Source organism: Paenibacillus sp. HW567, assembly GCF_000374185.1.
GTDB lineage: Bacteria > Bacillota > Bacilli > Paenibacillales > Paenibacillaceae > Paenibacillus_AQ.
In genome coordinates this window covers 3,081,724-3,100,596 of the sequence record NZ_KB910518.1, presented here as the reverse complement: position 1 = coordinate 3,100,596, position 18,873 = coordinate 3,081,724, and the positions used below count along the sequence as shown (strand labels likewise).

Sequence of the window (18,873 nt, the reverse complement as noted above, 5' to 3'; positions counted from 1 at the left end):
AATATAGCCCTTGGGGCTGAGAGGAAGAAGCACGAAGCGCCTGCACGCCTTATAAAAGCGGGATCTCGGAGAAGGGAATGGAATATATGGAGAGGTTAACGGTTGAAAAACTGCTGCCGGATATGGTGGAATGGCGCCGTCATTTGCACCGTCATCCAGAGCTGTCTTATCAGGAGAAGGAGACGTCGGCATTTGTCGCGGCAAAGCTGGCCGAGTTTGGAATTGAAGTTGTAAAAAGTAAGGCCGGTTATGGACTGACCGGGATTCTCAAAGGCAAAGTGCCAGGGAAGACGGCAGTTCTGCGCGCAGACATGGATGCTCTTGCGATCACAGAAGAGAATGGGCATGAATATGCCTCCAGGAATAACGGCGTTATGCATGCCTGCGGCCATGACGGGCATACGGCAATGCTGCTCGCGGCGGCGGCCTACTATAGCAGCCGGCGGGATACGCTGCAGGGCGAGTTGCGTTTCCTGTTCCAGCCGGCGGAGGAGATTTGCCCGGGCGGAGCGCTCGGCATGATTGCCGAAGGCGTACTGGAGGGAGCGGATGCGGTATACGGACTGCATCTGTGGACGCCGTTTCCATTCGGGACGGTAGCGAGCGCGCCTGGACCGCTGATGGCTTCAGCCGATGAATTTTTTATTGATATCATCGGCAAAGGCGGACATGCCGGCACACCTCACCGCACGGTAGACAGTATTGTGGCGGCGGCTGCGCTTGTGACCGGGCTGCAGAGCATTGTCAGCCGGTCTGTGGACCCGCTTCAGCCTGCAGTGATAAGCGTTGGGACGATACAGGGCGGGTCTGCACAGAATATTGTGGCCGAGCGCTGCCGGATTACCGGGACTGTGCGGGCGTTCGACGAGGACACCCGTTACCTTCTCCGGCGGAGAATTGAAGAGATGACTGCAAGTATAGCCGCTGCTCACGGAGCAGAGGCGAATGTAGACTATCTGATGGGTTATCCGCCGCTTGTAAATGATGAAGCTGAATTCAAGCGTTTCGTCCGTGTAGCGCCGGAAGTGCTTGGGGATTCTGTGACACTCGTGCAGATGGAGAAGATTATGCCGGCGGAGGATTTTGCTTATTATGTCAAGGAGATTCCCGGCTGCTTCATGTTTGTTGGTGCGGGCAATCCGGATAAGGATGCGGTATACCCGCATCATCACAGTAAATTTGATTTCGACGAGGATGCGATGCTGTACGGGGCAAAGCTTCTGGTAGCGATGGCGGATTCCTGCTTAAATGAATAATTAATGGATTTCGTATAATTTTGACGGCTCGGGGGAACCTACTTCTGGATAACATGGAAGCATGACAGGAGGGTTCATTCTTGAAAACAGTCAAAGAAGTAATGACGACACAGCCCGTGTGTGTCACCTTGAAGGATAATCTCTATGAGGTTGCCGTGAAAATGAGAGATGCCGATACCGGATTTATTCCCGTGATTGATTCTGCGGAGGGTGAAACCTTGATTGGAGTCATTACAGACCGCGATTTGGTGATCCGGGGCTATGCAGACAAGCATTCCGGCTCCACTTCGGTGGAGACAGTGATGAGCAGGGATATTACTGCAATTTCGGAATCATCCTCCGTGGACGAAGCAGCCGAGCTTATGTCCTCCAAGCAGATCCGCCGTTTGCCTGTAACAAGAGGCAAGAAGCTGATTGGCATTGTGTCGCTTGGCGATATGGCAGTAACGAACATTTTTGCGGATGAAGCAGGGGATGCGCTGACCGGGATTTCGCAGCAGCATCTGCATTAAATAGACATACAGGGGAAGCTCATGTCCGTTAACGCGGAGGTGGGCTTCTTCCTGCTATCCCGCCTTATTGCGGAATACATAGCTGCGGGCCAGTTATATCAGTTGAACTAAAGAAAACATAAAAAGGGCAGAAGTGACGAGGGGAAGTTTGGATACTTACGGAGCGATAGCGTCCGCCTGAGAGCTTTCCGTAGGAATGCTGGCCGTATGATTAGGCTATGGTTGGATTTCTACCGCGAACAGCGGTTAAATTCAGGAAATGCAAAAGCGGCCAGAAGTCCAAACATTCCCCGCAGTTACGACCAGGCCCCAACTATAAGGAACTAGAGGAGAGCGCATGTACGATAACGGAAATGGGGCATGCATCGTCCGCAAAGACAAGACTGTGCTGCTCGAATGCGGTCATCCCGGATTTGAGGCGGCAAGAGCGGCTCTGGCGGATTTTGCGGAACTCGTAAAAAGCCCCCCGGCTTACCACACCTACCGGATCACTCCTCTGTCGCTCTGGAATGCCGCCGCAGCGGGCAGCACTGCTGCTGGGGTCATAGACAGTCTGAAGCAGCTCTCACGGGTAGGGATTACTGCCGGACTGGAAGAAGAGATCAAGCTGCTGGTCTCCCGTTATGGGAGATTGCAGTTGCATGCACATGCAGCGGACAGCCTGCTGATTGCTTTGCGGGCCGACGGGCCTGAGCTGCTGGAGACATTGGCAGGGGAAGCGTCCTTGAAGGCGCTGGGTCTGCGGAGAGCTGCTCCCCTGGAGAGCCATTGCCCGGCGGCGAATCGCGGACTGCTGAAGCAGGAGCTTATGCGATTAGGTTATCCTGTTCTTGATTATGCGGGCTACCGTGACGGGCAGGGGCTGAGTCTGGCCTGGAGAGAGGGTGACGGGAGCAGTACGGAATCTATAGCGGATTCTTTCGGTCTCAGAAGCTATCAGCAAGAGGCTGTCCGCATGTTCCAAGGCATCGGAGGCAGCGGCGGAAGCGGCGTTGTTGTCCTGCCTTGCGGGGCCGGTAAAACGCTGGTGGGCCTCGCTGTGCTGGAAAGCCTGCAATGTGAAACGCTAATCCTGACCTCAAGCACTACATCCGTTGAACAATGGCGCGAGGAATTGCTGCGGCGGACCAATCTGGACCGGGAGTCAGTCGGGGAGTACAGCGGGGAGAAAAGAGAGGTTCGGCCAGTAACCGTGGCCACTTATCAGATTCTAACGCACCGCCGCTCCAAGGGCGGACCGTTTGTTCATATGAATCTGTTCAATGAGCGGAATTGGGGGCTGATCATCTATGACGAAGTGCATCTGCTTCCCGCTCCTGTATTTCGGGCAACGGCAGATATACAAGCGACAAGGCGCTTGGGACTTACCGCTACACTGGTAAGGGAGGATGGGCAGGAAGGGGATGTATTCTCCTTAATTGGACCTAAATGCTACGACCTGCCCTGGAAGGTGCTGGAGAAGCAGGGCTGGATCGCCGCCGTGGAGTGCGTTGAGGTAGTGGTGCCGATGACACCGGAGGTCAGACACCAGTACATTTATTCCGGGGCAAAAGAACAGTTTCGGCTCGCCGCCGGCAATCCGGTCAAGGCTGCTGTTGCGGCAAGGATTGCCGGCGCCCATCCCGGGGCAGCGGTTCTGGTCATCGGGCAGTATCTGGATCAGCTTGAACAACTGGCGGCCAGCCTGAAGGCGCCGCTTATTACAGGCAGCACGGCCCAGCGGGAGCGCAGCGAGCTGTATGCCGCTTTTAATGAAGGTAAGCTGCGGCTGCTGGTCGTATCCAAGGTAGCGAATTTTGCGGTGAATCTCCCGGATGCGGCGGTAGCGATAGAGGTGTCGGGTGCTTACGGCTCACGGCAGGAGGAGGCTCAGCGGCTGGGCCGGATTCTGCGGCCGAAGCAGGGCGGGAACAAGGCGTATTTCTATACGCTGGTGTCGGGCGACAGCCGGGAGCAGGAGTTTGCCCAGCGCCGCAGGCTGTTTTTGACAGAACAGGGCTACGAATACGAGGTGAGAATGGCGGAACTGCAAGGGGAGGTTATTCTGTGAACAGAGTATCGCCGGAAGCCCGCCAAGTGCTGAAGCGGATATTCGAAGCCTATGCCGCTAGGCCTGTGCCAGAGGAGCAGACAGAACGGCTCTGTCCGGCGGCGCTCTGCCGGGCGGAGCAGCAATTGGCGCTGAGGGAGCTGCGCGAGGCGGGAATAGTAACGCTGCGCCGGAAAATCTGGGGAGAGCAGTTATATCAGATTGTTGAGCAGAACCTGCCTATGATCCGGCGTGCTTTATACCCCGGGATTCCAGTTAAAGCGGCAGTGGGAACAGCTAGCATTGAGCTGGAAGCCGGACCGGGACTGCCGGGTGAACTGTTTCGGGCACTCGTATTCATTGCCCGCGAAGGACTGCCCCTTACTGCCAAAGGAGCTGTTCACAAAAAAAATATCAGCCGCCTGGCCGCTCAGCTATCGGTGCAAGAGGAACAGATTCGCGTTTTGCTGCCGCGTTCAGACTCAGCGGAGCTGCCGCTTCCGGTCATGCTGATGCTGGACCTGCTGCTCTGTCTGGGGCTTATCAACCGCGGGGCTTCCGCTTATACTGTGGACGCGGAAATGCTGGCAGGCTGGCTGCGGCTCCCTGAGCAGGAAATGTCCAATATTCTGTATGGTGTGGTGCTGAGCCGGTATGGCAACCCTGAGCCTACAGAGCAGCACTTCCGGTATCTAATTTCCGCGCCTGAATTTACTCCGGGCGTATGGTTTGCTCTACCCGAAATTCTGGACTGGATGTTAGAGATGGGATTGACTGCGGAGACAACCGGCAGCCGCCTGGCCATTGCTGCACGGGTATGGATTGGTTGTCTGTCGGGATTAGGCTGGTGTGAGCTGGGGAATACAGAGGAAGGCGTGCTGATCTTCCGCTGGACAGATGGCAAGCCGCAGCTTGCTGAAGCTACGTCTGCAGAAGATGACCCTCGGTGCCTGATTGTCTCCGCCGAACCGCCTGAAGGCACCGCCCCGGAAGAGGACGATGCATCTACTCCAAGCTCGCTGTTTATTGTACAGCCGGATTATGAGGTGCTGGTTCCCCCTGAATGCTCCTATGAGGTCCGGTGGGTTCTGGCGGGCTGTGCGGAGCTGCTGTATAGCGAAGACCTGTGGAGCTTCCGGCTGACCCGGGAGAGGTTTCAGTCTGCTGCGGAACAGGGATTGTCTCCCGATTGGGTGATTGCCTGGCTAGGCAGTCATGCACTGGGCGGGCTTCCGTCTGAGCTGTCAATGTCGCTGGCGGAGTGGAGCAAAGGAATCGGCCGGACGGGATTGTCCCGGGTTATCCTGCTGGATTGCCGCTCTGAGGCCGATGCCGATGACATTGCTGCCCATCCCCGGCTGGCTCACTGCCTTACCCGGATCGGGCCGGCGCATTTTATTGTGCAGCCGGAGAGCATTGAACCGGTCCGGAAGGAGCTGGGGACGGCCCGAATGGCTCCGCCCCGGCTGATTGCCGGGTTGGACGAGAAGACTCCGCAGCCATGGCCGCTTGTCCCTGGCGATTCTATGCAAGCTTTCGCGGCGTATGCTCTACCCGGGCCCGTGAAGGAGTACGGGCTGCCCGCCGGCGGAACTTCTCCCGAACTGCTGCCGCTGATTCCGCTCCAAGCCGAAGAGGGTCTGCTGTCCGGCCTAGAATCCGTACCGCAGATGTGGATCAAGGAGTGGCGGCAATATCACGGATCTACCGCGCAGAAGGTGATGGAGCAGGCCATGGCCTGGGGCATCAAGGTACGGCTGTCCTTGGAGAGACAAATCGTTGATTTCATCCCTGTACGGATCAGCCGGTCGCCATGGGAGGTGCAGGGCTGTCTGCTTCATCACGGTTCGGAGGCTGCCGAGGAGGTCAAGCTGCGCGCCGGAGATTGGCAGGAAATGCAGCTCTTGCTTCCAATATTGCGGAGAAATTCCTCTTCTGCTTAGGCAACATGGTATGTTATGATAAGGTAGTCTACGGTATGTGGTAGAACAATAACCCAGAAACGAGTTGAAGTTCATGAGCGTAGCGGAGTTGAATACGGTCGATATGGCCGAAGTGCTGACATACGCCTATGAATTAGGCGATATGATTAATCAATCCGTCGAGGTGTCGGATTACTTATACTGGAAAGGCCGGGTTGATGCCAATCCGGAAATCCAGGCCATCGTCAAACGGCTGCAGAGCAAAAAAGAGCTGTTTGAGGAGACACACCGGTTCGGACATTTTCACCCTAACTATCATTCGGCTAAGGATGAGGTTACGGCGGTAGAGCAAGAGCTTGAGCGTTTTGAAGAGGTTGTCCGCTTCAAGCTGGCGGAGACCACACTGGATGATATGCTGCACTCCATGTCGGAAGCGATTGCTTTTTCGGTATCGGACAGCATCAAGGTTCCAAGCAATGATCCGAACCCCAAAGGCGGATGCGGCAGCGGCGGCAAATGCTCATGCGGATAAGCTGCCGATAACGGCCAAAGAAAGAGAGGCGAATGAGCTGATGTTTGCGGAACGAACAGGATATATTGTCTGGGTTAGCGACGTTAAAGCGGCACGCAATCTGGAGAAATACGGGACGCTGCATTATGTTTCCCGAAAAATGCATTACGCTGTAATGTATGTGAATGCGGATCGTGCCGAGGAAGTCATGAAGAATGTCCGCAGATTGTCCTATGTGCGCAAGATCGAAAGATCCTACCGTAATGAGCTGAAGACGGAATACACCAGCAACGGACCGGACAAGACCCGTTACTACGGTTTGTAGTTTTTCGATATTTAATGATGAAGCAGGCGCCTTTGGCGCTTGTTTTTTTTGTTGTGTACACTTTTAAATTCAAGTTTATATTCAGTTTAAAAAGCTGGTTCATAGTGAAGGTAATACTTAGAAGGTGGCTGAATCCTTTGCAATTGTTTGAATTTATTTTATTGCTGCTGACCGCTGTCTCCCTGTCCAATCTGGTGCACCGGTTCATTCCCTCCGTCTCCATTCCGATCATTCAAATTGTGCTGGGAATGGCCATTACATTGTTGCCCCTGCATTATGAGCTAACCCTGGACCCGGAATTGTTTGTAGTGTTATTCATCGCTCCCTTGTTATTTAATGACGGGAAGCTCGCCAATAAAGAAGCGCTGTGGGAACTCCGGAAGCCTATTTTATGGCTGGCCTTGGGCCTGGTATTTATGACGGTTGCAGCTTTAGGTTATTTCCTGAATTGGTTGCTGCCCGTTATTCCATTAGCGGCGTCTTTTGCGTTGGCTGCTGCGCTGGCGCCTACGGATGCTATAGCTGTCGGCGCGCTGGAAGAAAAAATCAAAATTCCCCATCAAACGATGAAAATGCTGGAAGGGGAGTCCCTGATCAATGACGCTTCAGGACTGGTCTCCTTTCAATTTGCTGTAGCCGCTATGGTAACAGGGGTTTTCTCGTTCAAGCATGCCGGTCTTAGCTTTATTGGCATATCGCTCGGCGGGATCGTTCTGGGGCTGCTGCTGACCTTCGTCAAATATTTGCTTGTGAGATGGCTGCGGAGCCTGGGAATGGAAAATGTCACGCTGCATATGCTGATTGAAATCATAACGCCATTTGCTATTTTTATTGCGGCAGAGAAGGTGGGGGTCAACGGAATTCTTGCGGTAGTCAGTGCCGGAATCGCCCATTCCTTCGGATTCAAGAAATTGCATCCCGAGCTGGCCATGCTTAGAGTTGTATCCAAAAGCACCTGGTCCGTCATCATCTTTATCTTGAACGGAGCGGTGTTTCTGCTGTTGGGCACACAACTGCCGGACATTATTCAGACGATATGGGACAGCTCGGAAATCGGGAATTTACAAGTTATATTCTACTCCTTAGTGATCACCGTGTTTGTGCTCGGGTTGCGGCTGCTCTGGGTGCTTGGGATGGATATTCGCCGCGGCGGGGCAACTGGTGAGCCTTGGCGCGTCAGAATGCAGCATGCCCTCATTGTCACCTTGTCCGGTGTACGCGGAACAATAACACTGGTAAGTGCGTTGTCGCTGCCGCTTTTTTTAGATAACGGGCTGCCGTTTCCGGCAAGAGATCTGATCATTTTTCTGGCAGCCGGTGTCATCATCTGGACGCTGCTTGGAGCGAACTACCTCCTGCCTCTGCTGGTGGGGACAGAAACTGCTGAGGAGCAAGGTGAGGATGAGGCTCAGGCCAAAATTGATATTCTGCGCAATGTCGTTGCCGGGTTAAATGAGCAAATTACCGACAAGAACAAGCTGGCCGTGGGGCTGATTATGGATACGTATAAGTCCAGAATTCAAAAGCTGCAGAACAACACACAAACGCAATCAAAGGAGCGGGCCCTTGGCATTGTTATGCTGAAGTGGGAAAAAAAACGGACGCTGATTGCCATCAGCACGAAAGAAATCAACGCATATACAGCGCACCGTTATTTGAAAAAAGTAAATAGATTGCTGTTAATGTACACCCGTGAAGCTGAATATAAAAAGGAACTGAGCTCTTTAAGGAACTGGCCGCGATCTATGGAGCTGCTGCAGCAGGCCGCGATGAGTTTTTCTGAGAAACGGGCAGAATTGAAGGCTTTGCGGATTCTTGTTTGTACGTATGTGCTCAAGCAGTTGAATGAGCTGCTGGCTGGAGACGAATGGGATATTGAGATTGTCAGCTCGATGGCTATACATTATGAAAAAGAACTGGCCGTACTATACGAAGCAGGGGCGAAGTTCTCCAAGAAGCAGGAGATCGACTCGGCGCTCTATGAGCTGTCCAGAATTGGGATTCAATTGGAACGCGATCAGATTCAGAATATGTTCGAGACCGGGCGGATTCGAAGAGCCGTTATGAAGGAATTGAAGAACAATATATCCATCATGGAGCATGATCTGAGGGAAGACGCGCTGTAATTGTGCGAGACAGCTCAGACTGTCGAGTCTTGTGGCCATGAAGGAAGAAATTTGACGAATAGCAGGAGATTGCCTCATACTTTATCGCTGGTTAATACTTCCGTTATATGCTTATAAGAGAGTGACAAAATTCACGAGGATAGGCATACGGGTGATTGAATGACGAAACGTAAGGCGTTAACCCAAAAGCTGCTTGCGATCCCCCAGTATTTCCAGCACGTCAACGGGAGGCTGCGGAATGAGGTCAAGGAGCTGGGAAGATTGTCGGCGCTTCTGGAAATTATGGATAACGGAAGGCTGGACACCTTTTTTCAGCCCATATTGGAGCTGGGAAGCGGGCGGACCATCGGTCACGAGGTGCTGAACCGGCCTCCGGTCTCCCTGCATTTTCCGACCACAGAGCATTTCTATGAATTTGCCGGACGAACGGAGCAGATGTTCAGGTTCGAGCAATATTGCCGGCGGATTTCGCTCTCGCGGTATGTGGAAAGATTGCCTGAGCCGCAGTGCGGGGCGGAAAGGCTTGTTTTTATCAATGTGCATCCGGGGGTGCTGAATGATGTCCGGCATAAAAGCGGGGAGACGCTCGGTCTGCTGCAAGAGCTGGGACTTTCTCCGGAGTGTGTTGTATTCGAGCTGACGGAGAGGCAGGCTGTGCAGGACTATGTAGGCTTTGAAAAGGTGCTCTCCCATTACCGGGAGCAGGGTTTCCGCATTGCAGTGGACGACGCCGGCTCCGGGTATAACAGTCTCAAAACTCTGGTCTATTTGAAGCCGGAATTTATCAAGCTGGACAAGTCGCTGATCCGTGGAATTCATGACAACCGGGAGCAGCAGGAGCTGCTGGAGCTGATCCGTGAATATGCCGAGCGTTCCGCAACCCGGGTGATTGCAGAGGGGATAGAGACGCCGGAGGAGCTGCTGTATTTGCAACTGGCAGGCATTGATTTTGGACAAGGGTATGCGCTGGGCAGACCGGGCCACTGGCCTGTTCAGGGAGAATTTCCGCCGTCTTCGCCAAAAGTTCCAGTTAGAGGAGGCTATAAGCATGTTTCTTCAGATCGGTGAAATCGCAGAGCAAATTCCAGAGATTTCGCTTCATCATAAATGTGAGTATGTGGACCAGATTTTTAAATGCAATCCCCAGCTCCAGGGGGTGGCAGTAACAGATAATGGGCATCCCGTGGCGCTGATTATGAGAATCCGCTTTTACCAGCAGATCGGTACCTTGTATGGCTTCACGCTCTATATGGGCAGATCCATCGGGTTAATTATGGACAAGCATCCGCTGGTTGTGGAGTATAAGACGCCTATCACCGAAGTGAGCAGACTGGCTATGGACAGAAGTGAAGAGAACCTCTATGACTATGTGCTTGTCGTCCATGAGGATTCGCTCTTTGGAGCGGTGAGTGTAAGGGATTTATTGCTCAACTTTGCCGAGATTCAGGCGGTGGCTGCCAGTTTCCTGAATCCGCTGACCGGTCTGCCGGGCAATCTCAGCATCAACGAATGGATGGTAAAATCACTGCTGCAGGAGCAGTTCAGTGTGCTCTATATTGATCTGGACCATTTCAAAGCTTACAATGATACATACGGATTTAAAGAAGGCGACCGGATGATTCAGGCTACGGCAGAAATTCTGAAGCATTGCACGCTGCGGCTGGAGGGCTTTCTCGGACATATCGGCGGGGATGATTTTATTATTTTTATTGATAATTATCATTATGAGGAGTACTGCCGGACAATTATCGCTGAGTTCGACAGGGCGGTAAAAGGCTTCTATACACAGACTCATCTGGCGCAGCAGTATGTGCTGTCCGAAAGCCGTTCTGGAATGATGGAAGAAATTCCGCTGGTCTCAATCTCTGTTGCTGTCGTCACCAACCGCTTCCGGCGCTTCGATTCCACCCAGGATATTTCAGGCGAAGCGGCCCGGCTTAAGAAAAAATGCAAAATGATCAATGGCAGCAGCTATGTGGATGACAGAAGCGTCCCGGCAGCAAAATCGGGCTGACTCTGGGAATTGGCGCGGCTCAAAGTGGCGGTATGCTTGCTCAACAAACGTCAATAGGGTAAGATTGACAACAATAAGAGCATGCCACGGTGGAGTGTGATGAAGATGCACGGCAAGGGGATGGATGAATGGGGGGGATATGAGCCCTTCCACATCATGCTAAACGAATACAGGGTTGCTGATATCTTCATAACCCCTCATGCGAGGAGCCGTTTTGCGGACAGAATCAATAGGGAAGACGGCAAGGACGAGGACCTTGGTGCATGGATCTGGCAGTGTGTGAAGATGAACCGGTTAAGACCGTATTCGCACAGAGAGTATAATGCGTATCTCATCGACAATGATATGGCGGTTGTCGTTGAGTTCACGGAGCTGGAAGGGGCTACATCGCTTTCTGGCCATCCACTGTATGTTATGGTGATTGTATCGTTTCTTGGCACAATATCGGCCACACCGCAGCTACGGGATTTAAGGCGTTACTATTCCTTTCTGCGCTACTCCCGCCGGATGAAGCTGATGAAGAAACGCCGCAGACGCAGATAACACAATACAAATGTAACAAGAAGGCATGCGGCTGACGGCTGCATGTTTTTTTTGAACTAGAAGAAGGAGTCCTGAACGCATGAATTTTCATCAGCTACATATTTTTTATACAGTCTCCGAGCGGGGAAGCTTCTCTGCGGCGGCCCAGACGTTGCATATGACGCAGCCGGCGGTGACGATGCAGGTGCAGGCACTGGAGGATTATTTCGGAACCAAGCTTTTTGACCGCTCCAGCAAAAAGATCGTGCTCTCCGAAGCCGGCAGCACTCTGCTGCCGTTCGCACTGCGCAGCATTCAGCTCATGCGGGAGACGGACCAGGCGATGTCTGCTTTTACCCACATGCTGGAGGGACGTCTGCAGCTCGGAGCAAGTCTGACGATCGGCGAATATGTGCTGCCGCGCCTGCTGGGGCCTTTTGGCAAAGAGTATCCGCACATCTCGATTATGATGAAGGTGATGAATACCTCACAGCTCATGGAGGAGATTCACAAGCACCAATTGAACTTCGGACTGATTGAAGCCCCGGTAGCCCATCCCGACATGGTAATTGAGCCGGTTATGGGGGACGAGCTGAAGCTGATTGTGCCCCGGGAGCACCCGCTTGCAGGACGGAATGAGGTGACGCTGGAGGAGGCGCTGAGCCATCCGTTTGTGCTGCGTGAGCAGGGCTCGGGAACCCGCCGGGTGATGGAGGAGCAGTTGCTCGCCAAAGGGCTAGATCCGGGCGCAATGCGCGTGGTCATGGAGCTGGGAAGCACGGGAGCCGTGAAATCGGCGGTGGAAGCGGGGCTCGGGATTACCATTATCTCGACCTCTTCGGTCAAGCATGAGGTGGCGCTGGGTCTGCTGAAGATCGTGAACATCACGGACGCGTCTTTTAAAAGACAGTTTTATGCGATCCATCTCAAATCAACGCTGCTGCCGATATCGGCGGTTACCTTTCTCACCTTTTTGCGCCAGCATGCGGGGGAGTTATAGAGAAGTATAAAAATTTTGTACATACGATAAATCGTTATTTTTGGAGTATTATGGTGATCGGATGCTAAAAAAACGAGCGGAGGATACGTATGGCGATTTTGATACAGGGAGATAAAGTCACGCTGAGGGACTTGAGGGAAGAGGATATCCGCACCATCTATTATTACAATTTTGAAGCGGATGATCGTGAGCATTTGGAATGGGACGGCCCGTATTACCAGCGGGAATGGGAAAGCTATGAGGATTTAGAACCTAAATTTGCTAGTACACTCGCATTGGTAGGTACAGATACGCCCCGCAACCGTCTGATCATTGAGATCAATTGTGAACTTAAGGGAATGGTAAGCAGGTATTGGGTGTCCGAGGAGACGAATTGGTTCGAGATTGGAATCACCATCTATGATTCGCGTTATTGGTCTGGCGGATATGGGACTGAAGCGTTTCGCATGTGGATGAGTTATCTGTTCCAAGCGATGGATACGGTGCGTCTCGGGATTGGCACGTGGTCCGGCAATGTGAGAATGATGGGGCTGGCCGCGAAATGCGGCATGATCGAAGAAGCGCGGGTCCGTAAAGCGCGGATCGTGCGCGGAGAGTATTACGATGCAATCAAGATGGGAATTCTGCGGGAGGAATGGGAATCCGGGGGATTGACAGGCCGCTGCGATCTGCATACGCATACGCTGTCTTCAGACGGCATGCAGCCTCCGGCGGAGAATGTGCGGCTGGCCCATGAAAAAGGGCTTGCAGCGGTGGCAATCACCGACCATGATACAGTAGCCGGAGTGGCGGAAGCGCTTGAAGCAGGTCGGAAATACGGGATTACCGTTGTTCCGGGCGTGGAGATCAGCACACGTGCAGGTGGCAAAGAGATTCATGTGCTTGGATATTACATCGACACGGAGCAGGAACTGTTCCTCTCCCGGCTTGCGGAGCAGAGGGATACGCGGGCGCAGCGCAATGATGCCATTATTGCCAAGCTGCAGGAATTGGGTATTGAGATTACGCTGGATCAGGTGATAGCGGGCATAGGCCGCGAGCTGAAGCCGGACGAAAGCGTCGGCCGTCCGCATATTGCCGATGAGTTGGTGCGGCTGGGCGCGGCGGAGAATATGCGGGACGCCTTTGACAAGTATTTGGCTGAAGGGGCAGCAGCCTACGTATCGCCGCCGCGGATTACGCCGGAGCTGGCCTGTGAGTGGATTATTGAAGCAGGGGGCACCCCGGTGCTTGCGCATCCCGGCATCTATGGGGATGACGAATTGGTACGCGGCATTATAGAGCGGAGCGCGCTGCGCGGCATTGAAGTCTATCATTCGGATCATAGCCCGGCAGATGCAGAGCGCTATCTGTCGCTGGCGGGTGAATTTGGCCTGCTGGTCACAGGCGGCTCGGATTTCCACGGCGCACGCCAGGGAGTTGTGTTCCACGGCGAGATCGGCAGCGTGTCGGTTCCGATAGCCGTGTTGGAGCAGCTCGGGCAGCTTAAGCAGAAGCCACAGCAGCTCTGAACAGCTTGCATCGTTGCTTGGGACCACAGATTTGCATACACGGGAGGGGCAGCTAGCTTGCCGCTCTCCCGGGAAATATAAAGAACCTCCAGCCAAATGACGGGCATGAATGCCCCGTAGTTATGGCGGGAGGTTTTTTATTGGAAAGTATAGACGCGTAGCCGTTTCTACTTGTTAGGATGGCAGACGGATACCCGTGGCCGTTGTTACATTCTGTAGTGGCCGCTAGCTTCTAAGCGTGTTCGGCAAGCTTTTGATCCGCTCCTCGTCCGGGGTAACGTACAGGGTCTTCTGGTGATCGTAGAACACGAATCCGGGTTTGGCCCCGCTGGGCTTGCGGACATGACGGATCAGGGTGCTGTCTACCGGAACGCTGCTGGACTGCTTGGCCTGGCTGAAATAGGCGGCCAGTTGTGCGGCCTCCTCAAGTGTGGCGTCTCCGAAGGACTCGCTGCGGATCACGACATGGGAGCCGGGAATATCCTTGGTATGCAGCCAGGTGTCATTCGCCGAGGCCAGACGGTTGGTGACGTACTCGTTCTGCAGATTATTTTTGCCTACATAAATATCCACGCCTTCGGAAGAGGTGAATACCTGCAGCGTAGGGCGGGCGGCTTTCTTTTTCTTTTTGCCTTTTTTGCTGCGGTCGCGCAGGTAACCCTGGCTCACCAGCTCGTCGCGGATTTCCTCAATATCGTTCAGAGAAGCATGGGCAAGCTGCTGCAGCAGCGTTTCCATATAGGTAATTTCTTCATGGGTCTTGAGCAGTTGCTCGTTGATCACCAGGAGGGAGTTCTTGTATTTGTTGTATTTCTTGAAATAACGCTGTGCATTGTCTGAAGGATTCAGCAGCGGATCGAGCGGGATGGTGATTTCCGCCTGGTCTTCATCGTAATAATTCACAAGCGTGGCTTGCTTGTCGCCTTTGGACACCGCATGCAGTGAAGCGAACAGCAGCTCACCCCAGATGCGGAATTGATCGGCATCCTGGGCTTCGTCGAGATCCTTCTGCAAATTCGCCAGCTTTTTGACATTTTTACTCCGTTCATTCCCGAGGAACCGGATCAGGTCGCTGACCCGCTGTTTTACTGTATCGCGTTCGGCTTTATCCCCGTAATAATCCTCCAGGCAGGCGCTGACGGAGCTGTAGTGCTTCACATGCTCATCCGCAAGCGAGAGCGGAATCGCTGAGAAGACCGGTTTGCCTTTGGCGTTCAAGCCGGACACCGGGGAGAAGCTGTCTTTCCGCACCGGCGCAAGCACTGCATCGAAGGCTTCCCACAACGCAGCCGCATCTGTCCGGCCGCTGACCGCTGATGACCCGCTAGGCACGGCATTCGTCTCTGAAGCTGCAGCGCCGCGCTGCAGCACAATCTCCCCGGCAATCAGCGGACTCATGCCGCTAAAGGCATGGACCATCCAGCCTATAGGATCGGCGGATGGCGCGGGCCCCCCGGAGCCGGCGGCTTTTGGCTCCTCCAGCGACTTCAAGAGGTCGGCCAGCTCGCCCTCGATCATATCCCCGGGTTCCTGCTCTTCCCCGGTGTCACCCAGCAGCGCCTCCTCCTGGGCGGCCGCCGCAAGGTTCAAAAATGCCTCGCGGCTGACCTCAAGCGGGTTCAGCTTATGCTGCTGCGGCGGCTCGATATAGGCGATACCCGGCATTACATTGCGGTAGCTGCTGATGGATGGTGTGACGTGATGAATCCCGTCGATGATAGTGCCGGTAGCCAGCTCCGTGAGAATGATATTGCTGTGCCGGCCCATCAGCTCGATGATGATTTTTTTGGCGGATACATCCCCCAGCTCATCCCGGGTCCGGACATGAATATGAATGATGCGCTCCATGCCGACCTGGCTGATGCTCTCGATGGTTCCGCCTTCACAATGCTTGCGCATCAGCATGCAGAACATCGGCGCTTCCGCCGGGTTGATGCTGTTCCTGTCGGTCAGATGCAGGCGCGGGTATGTCGGATTGGCCGACAGCAGCAGCTTGCCGCCGCCGCCGGAGCCCCGAAGGATAAAAATTAGATCGTGGGTGCTGGGTTGATATATTTTGCCGATGCGCGCACCGATAAAGGGCTTAAGCTCATGCACGATCGCTCTGGTTACAATGCCGTCTAATGCCATGATAATGTTCTCCTGTCGCCTGTTAATAATGTTCTCTTCTCTATGATGCCATACTTTGACACTTTTGCGCAAAAGGAGAAGTCTGCCTTCAGTGATATTTTGGGACGACCATGAATACACTTGGACATGAACAGGTGGAAAAGCTGTGCGCCGCCGGAAGTCAAGAAACGACCGGGAGGGGAAATAAGGATTATGGAACAGAAAAGTTGGCACCGGCTCGGTGCAGAGGAACTGCAGAAGATGTTCGGCGTTCATCCGGAGTCGGGCCTAAGCGGAGAGGATGCCGCAGAGAAGCTGAAGGAGAACGGGCACAATGAGCTGTCGGAAGGGAAGGCCGTATCCCCGCTGACTTTGCTCCTGAACCAGTTCAAGGATTTCATGGTGCTGGTGCTGATGGGAGCGACGCTGGTGTCCGGCCTGTTGGGTGAATACCTGGATGCAATAACGATTGTCGCCATTATTATGCTGAACGGGGTGTTGGGCTTCGTGCAGGAATTCCGTGCCGAGCGTTCGCTGCGGGCACTGAAGCAGCTCTCCGCACCGTCCGCGAAGGTGCTGCGGGATGGCAAGCTTGCGCATATTCCGGCAAAAATGCTGGTCCCCGGAGATATTGTGCTGCTGGAGAGCGGCGACCGGATTCCCGCTGATGTCCGCTGGCTGCAGTGCAGCGCGCTGTATGCGGAGGAGTCGGCATTAACCGGTGAATCCGTGCCGGTCTCCAAGCATTCGGAAGCGATCCGTGCCGAGGAAATTCCGCTTGGCGATCAGAAAAATATCGGCTTCATGGGCACGATGGTCACCAGGGGGACCGGCAAGGCAATTGTTGTCCGTACCGGAATGGATACTGAAATGGGCAAAATCGCCGATTTGATTCAGAATACCGAATCTCAGGAGACGCCGCTGCAGCACCGTCTGGAGCAGCTTGGTAAAATTCTGATCTATGTCTCCCTCGGATTGACCATTGTCGTTGTCGCCGCAGGCATTCTGCACGGCCAGCCCGTGGCAGGCATGTTCCTGGCCGGAGTAAGCCTTGCCGTCGCCGCCATACCGGAAGGGCTGCCCGCCATCGTGACGATTGCACTGGCGCTGGGCGTGCAGCGGATGATCAAGCGCAAGGCCATTGTCCGCAAGCTGCCTTCGGTGGAAACGCTCGGCTGCGCCTCAGTGATCTGCTCCGATAAGACAGGAACCCTGACTCAGAATAAAATGACAGTGACGCAGCTATGGAACGCCGGACGCAAGCTGGAGGTCACCGGTGAAGGTTATGCTCCGCGCGGGCATGTGCTGCAAAAGGGCAAGCCCATTGACCTCAAAAATGATCAAAATCTGCGGCGCATGCTCCAGATTGGCGCCTTGTGCAGCAATGCGGAGATCGTAGAGACCTTTCCCGGGGATGCACGCGGGAAACGCAAGGGGAAGGAGAAGGGCGGCGAAACGGACAATAGCCTTGCGGGCCAGTCGGTATGGGAGCTGAAGGGCGACCCGACTGAAGGCGCGCTGGTCGCCTTGTCCGCGAAGATGGGGCTGACTGCACAGAATTTGGCAGTTACGTATACACGGGAGGCGGAATTCCCGTTTGATTCGGAACGCAAGCTGATGTCTGTCGTTGTCAGCCATCCCGGCGGCCGGATGCTCTGCACCAAAGGGGCGCCGGACGTGCTGCTGAATTGCTGCTCCTATATGCTGTGGGAAGGCGGTGTCGTGCCCTGCACGCCAACCCTGCGCCAGAAAGTGATGGAAGCGAACGAGGAGATGGCTTCCGGCGCGCTGCGTGTGCTGGGGATGGCCTACCGCGATATACGTACAGGAGAAGTGCCGGGGAGCGACAAGGAAGCGGAATCCCAGCTTGTGTTCGTTGGGCTGGCCGGCATGATCGACCCGCCGCGGAGAGAGGTCCGTGACGCCATCAGCGTTACCCGCCGTGCCGGAATCAAGACGGTGATGATCACCGGCGACCACGGCACAACAGCCGAGGCAATTGCCCATCAGCTCGGCATCCTGCAGCGCGGCGGAACCGTGCTGACCGGCAGCCAGCTCTCCCGGATGGATGACGATGCGCTGGATAAGGTCTCGGATAATGTGTACGTATATGCAAGGGTATCTCCTGAGCATAAGCTGCGCATCGTCAAGTCGCTGCAGCGCCAAGGCCATGTGGTTGCGATGACCGGAGACGGTGTCAACGACGCGCCGGCTATCAAAGCAGCGGATATCGGCATCTCCATGGGGATCACCGGCACGGATGTAACAAAAGAAGCTTCCGCGCTGGTGCTGGGCGACGATAACTTCTCTACCATTGTAGCGGCTATTGAGGAGGGGCGGAATATTTATGAGAATATCCGTAAATTTATCCGCTATCTGCTCGCCTCCAATGTCGGAGAAATCCTGACGATGTTCTTCGCCATGATGCTGGGACTGCCGCTGCCGCTCGTTCCGATTCAGATTCTCTGGGTCAACCTGGTGACCGACGGACTCCCGGCTATGGCGCTTGGTGTGGATCAGCCTGAGAAGGACCTGATGGAGCACAAGCCGCGCGGGGCGAAGGAGAATATTTTTGCCCGCCGCCTTGGCTGGAAAATCATCAGCCGCGGGCTGCTGATCGGTCTGTGCACGCTGGCTGCCTTCTGGCTGACGCTGCGGATTGATCCGGGCAGTCCGGCGCAGCTAATCCGGGCGCAATCGGTCGCTTTTGCAACCCTCGTTATGGCCCAGTTAATCCATGTCTTTGACTGCCGCAGCTCGCGCTCGGTATTCCACCGCAATCCGTTCCAGAACAAATATCTGGTGCTTGCCGTGCTGTCATCCGTTCTGCTTATGCTGGCGGTTATGTATCTGCCTCCGCTTCAGCCGGTCTTCAAGACTGTACCGCTCAGCTTGCGCGAATGGTGCCTGGTGCTGGTCGCCTCCGGAATCCCTACATTTGCAATGGGTGCGGGCAGCGTGTGGGGCGGCAAGAAAAACCGCGGCATCAGCGGCGGACGGGCAATGATAAAAAGTACAAAAATTTCGGCATAAAAT

General features: G+C 54.4%; 14 protein-coding genes and 1 pseudogene. 14 read left to right on the top strand and 1 reads right to left on the bottom strand.

What is annotated here, in order from left to right; genetic code table 11:
• Positions 1 to 77 precede the first annotated feature (77 nt).
• The 13 genes and pseudogenes from B212_RS0114080 to B212_RS35015 all read left to right on the top strand — a co-directional run bounded on the left by B212_RS0114080 (position 78) and on the right by B212_RS35015 (position 13,728).
• Positions 78 to 1,256, top strand: a complete 1,179-nt coding sequence (locus B212_RS0114080) for an amidohydrolase (RefSeq protein WP_019911479.1) — start codon at positions 78 to 80, stop codon at positions 1,254 to 1,256.
• An 80-nt stretch (positions 1,257 to 1,336) separates the two neighbouring features.
• Positions 1,337 to 1,768 (top strand): CBS domain-containing protein, encoded by a 432-nt coding sequence (locus B212_RS0114075; protein ID WP_019911478.1) that lies wholly within the window; start codon positions 1,337 to 1,339, stop codon positions 1,766 to 1,768.
• Positions 1,769 to 2,105: 337 nt separating this feature from the next.
• Complete coding sequence (locus B212_RS0114065; RefSeq protein WP_019911476.1) at positions 2,106 to 3,818, top strand: DNA repair helicase XPB; 1,713 nt, start codon at positions 2,106 to 2,108, stop codon at positions 3,816 to 3,818.
• A complete protein-coding gene (locus B212_RS0114060) occupies positions 3,815 to 5,740 on the top strand; it encodes a helicase-associated domain-containing protein (protein ID WP_019911475.1) in 1,926 nt (641 codons plus the stop codon). Before B212_RS0114065 ends, B212_RS0114060 begins: the two co-directional genes overlap by 4 nt.
• A 73-nt stretch (positions 5,741 to 5,813) precedes the next feature.
• Positions 5,814 to 6,251, top strand: a complete 438-nt coding sequence (locus tag B212_RS0114055) for a YlbF family regulator (RefSeq protein ID WP_019911474.1) — start codon at positions 5,814 to 5,816, stop codon at positions 6,249 to 6,251.
• Between the two features lie 40 nt (positions 6,252 to 6,291).
• Positions 6,292 to 6,555, top strand: a complete 264-nt coding sequence (locus B212_RS0114050) for a YlbG family protein (RefSeq protein ID WP_019911473.1) — start codon at positions 6,292 to 6,294, stop codon at positions 6,553 to 6,555.
• Between the two features lie 137 nt (positions 6,556 to 6,692).
• Positions 6,693 to 8,681, top strand: a complete 1,989-nt coding sequence (locus B212_RS0114045) for a Na+/H+ antiporter (protein ID WP_019911472.1) — start codon at positions 6,693 to 6,695, stop codon at positions 8,679 to 8,681.
• Between the two features lie 159 nt (positions 8,682 to 8,840).
• Positions 8,841 to 9,749: an EAL domain-containing protein gene (locus B212_RS0114040; RefSeq protein WP_019911471.1), complete on the top strand. Its 909-nt coding sequence runs from the start codon at positions 8,841 to 8,843 to the stop codon at positions 9,747 to 9,749.
• Positions 9,730 to 10,695, top strand: coding sequence for a GGDEF domain-containing protein (locus B212_RS0114035; protein ID WP_019911470.1), 966 nt, complete (start codon positions 9,730 to 9,732; stop codon positions 10,693 to 10,695). The genes B212_RS0114040 and B212_RS0114035 overlap by 20 nt, the downstream gene beginning before the upstream one ends.
• Positions 10,696 to 10,794: 99 nt before the next feature.
• Complete coding sequence (locus tag B212_RS0114030) at positions 10,795 to 11,238, top strand: hypothetical protein (protein WP_232231481.1); 444 nt, start codon at positions 10,795 to 10,797, stop codon at positions 11,236 to 11,238.
• A 79-nt stretch (positions 11,239 to 11,317) separates the two neighbouring features.
• Positions 11,318 to 12,217, top strand: coding sequence for a selenium metabolism-associated LysR family transcriptional regulator (locus B212_RS0114025; RefSeq protein WP_019911467.1), 900 nt, complete (start codon positions 11,318 to 11,320; stop codon positions 12,215 to 12,217).
• Between the two features lie 89 nt (positions 12,218 to 12,306).
• Positions 12,307 to 12,756 (top strand): annotated as a pseudogene (locus tag B212_RS35370) (GNAT family N-acetyltransferase); the annotation flags it as partial.
• Between the two features lie 75 nt (positions 12,757 to 12,831).
• Entirely contained in the window at positions 12,832 to 13,728 is an 897-nt protein-coding gene (locus B212_RS35015; protein WP_198015926.1) for a PHP domain-containing protein, read from the top strand.
• 225 nt (positions 13,729 to 13,953) lie between these two features.
• Here B212_RS35015 and B212_RS0114015 read toward each other — a convergent pair whose 3' ends face one another.
• Positions 13,954 to 15,858, bottom strand: coding sequence for an Rqc2 family fibronectin-binding protein (locus B212_RS0114015; RefSeq protein ID WP_019911465.1), 1,905 nt, complete (start codon positions 15,856 to 15,858; stop codon positions 13,954 to 13,956).
• Between the two features lie 192 nt (positions 15,859 to 16,050).
• Here B212_RS0114015 and B212_RS0114010 point away from each other — a divergent pair, with 192 nt between their 5' ends.
• Positions 16,051 to 18,870 (top strand): calcium-translocating P-type ATPase, SERCA-type, encoded by a 2,820-nt coding sequence (locus B212_RS0114010; RefSeq protein WP_019911464.1) that lies wholly within the window; start codon positions 16,051 to 16,053, stop codon positions 18,868 to 18,870.
• Positions 18,871 to 18,873 lie beyond the last annotated feature (3 nt).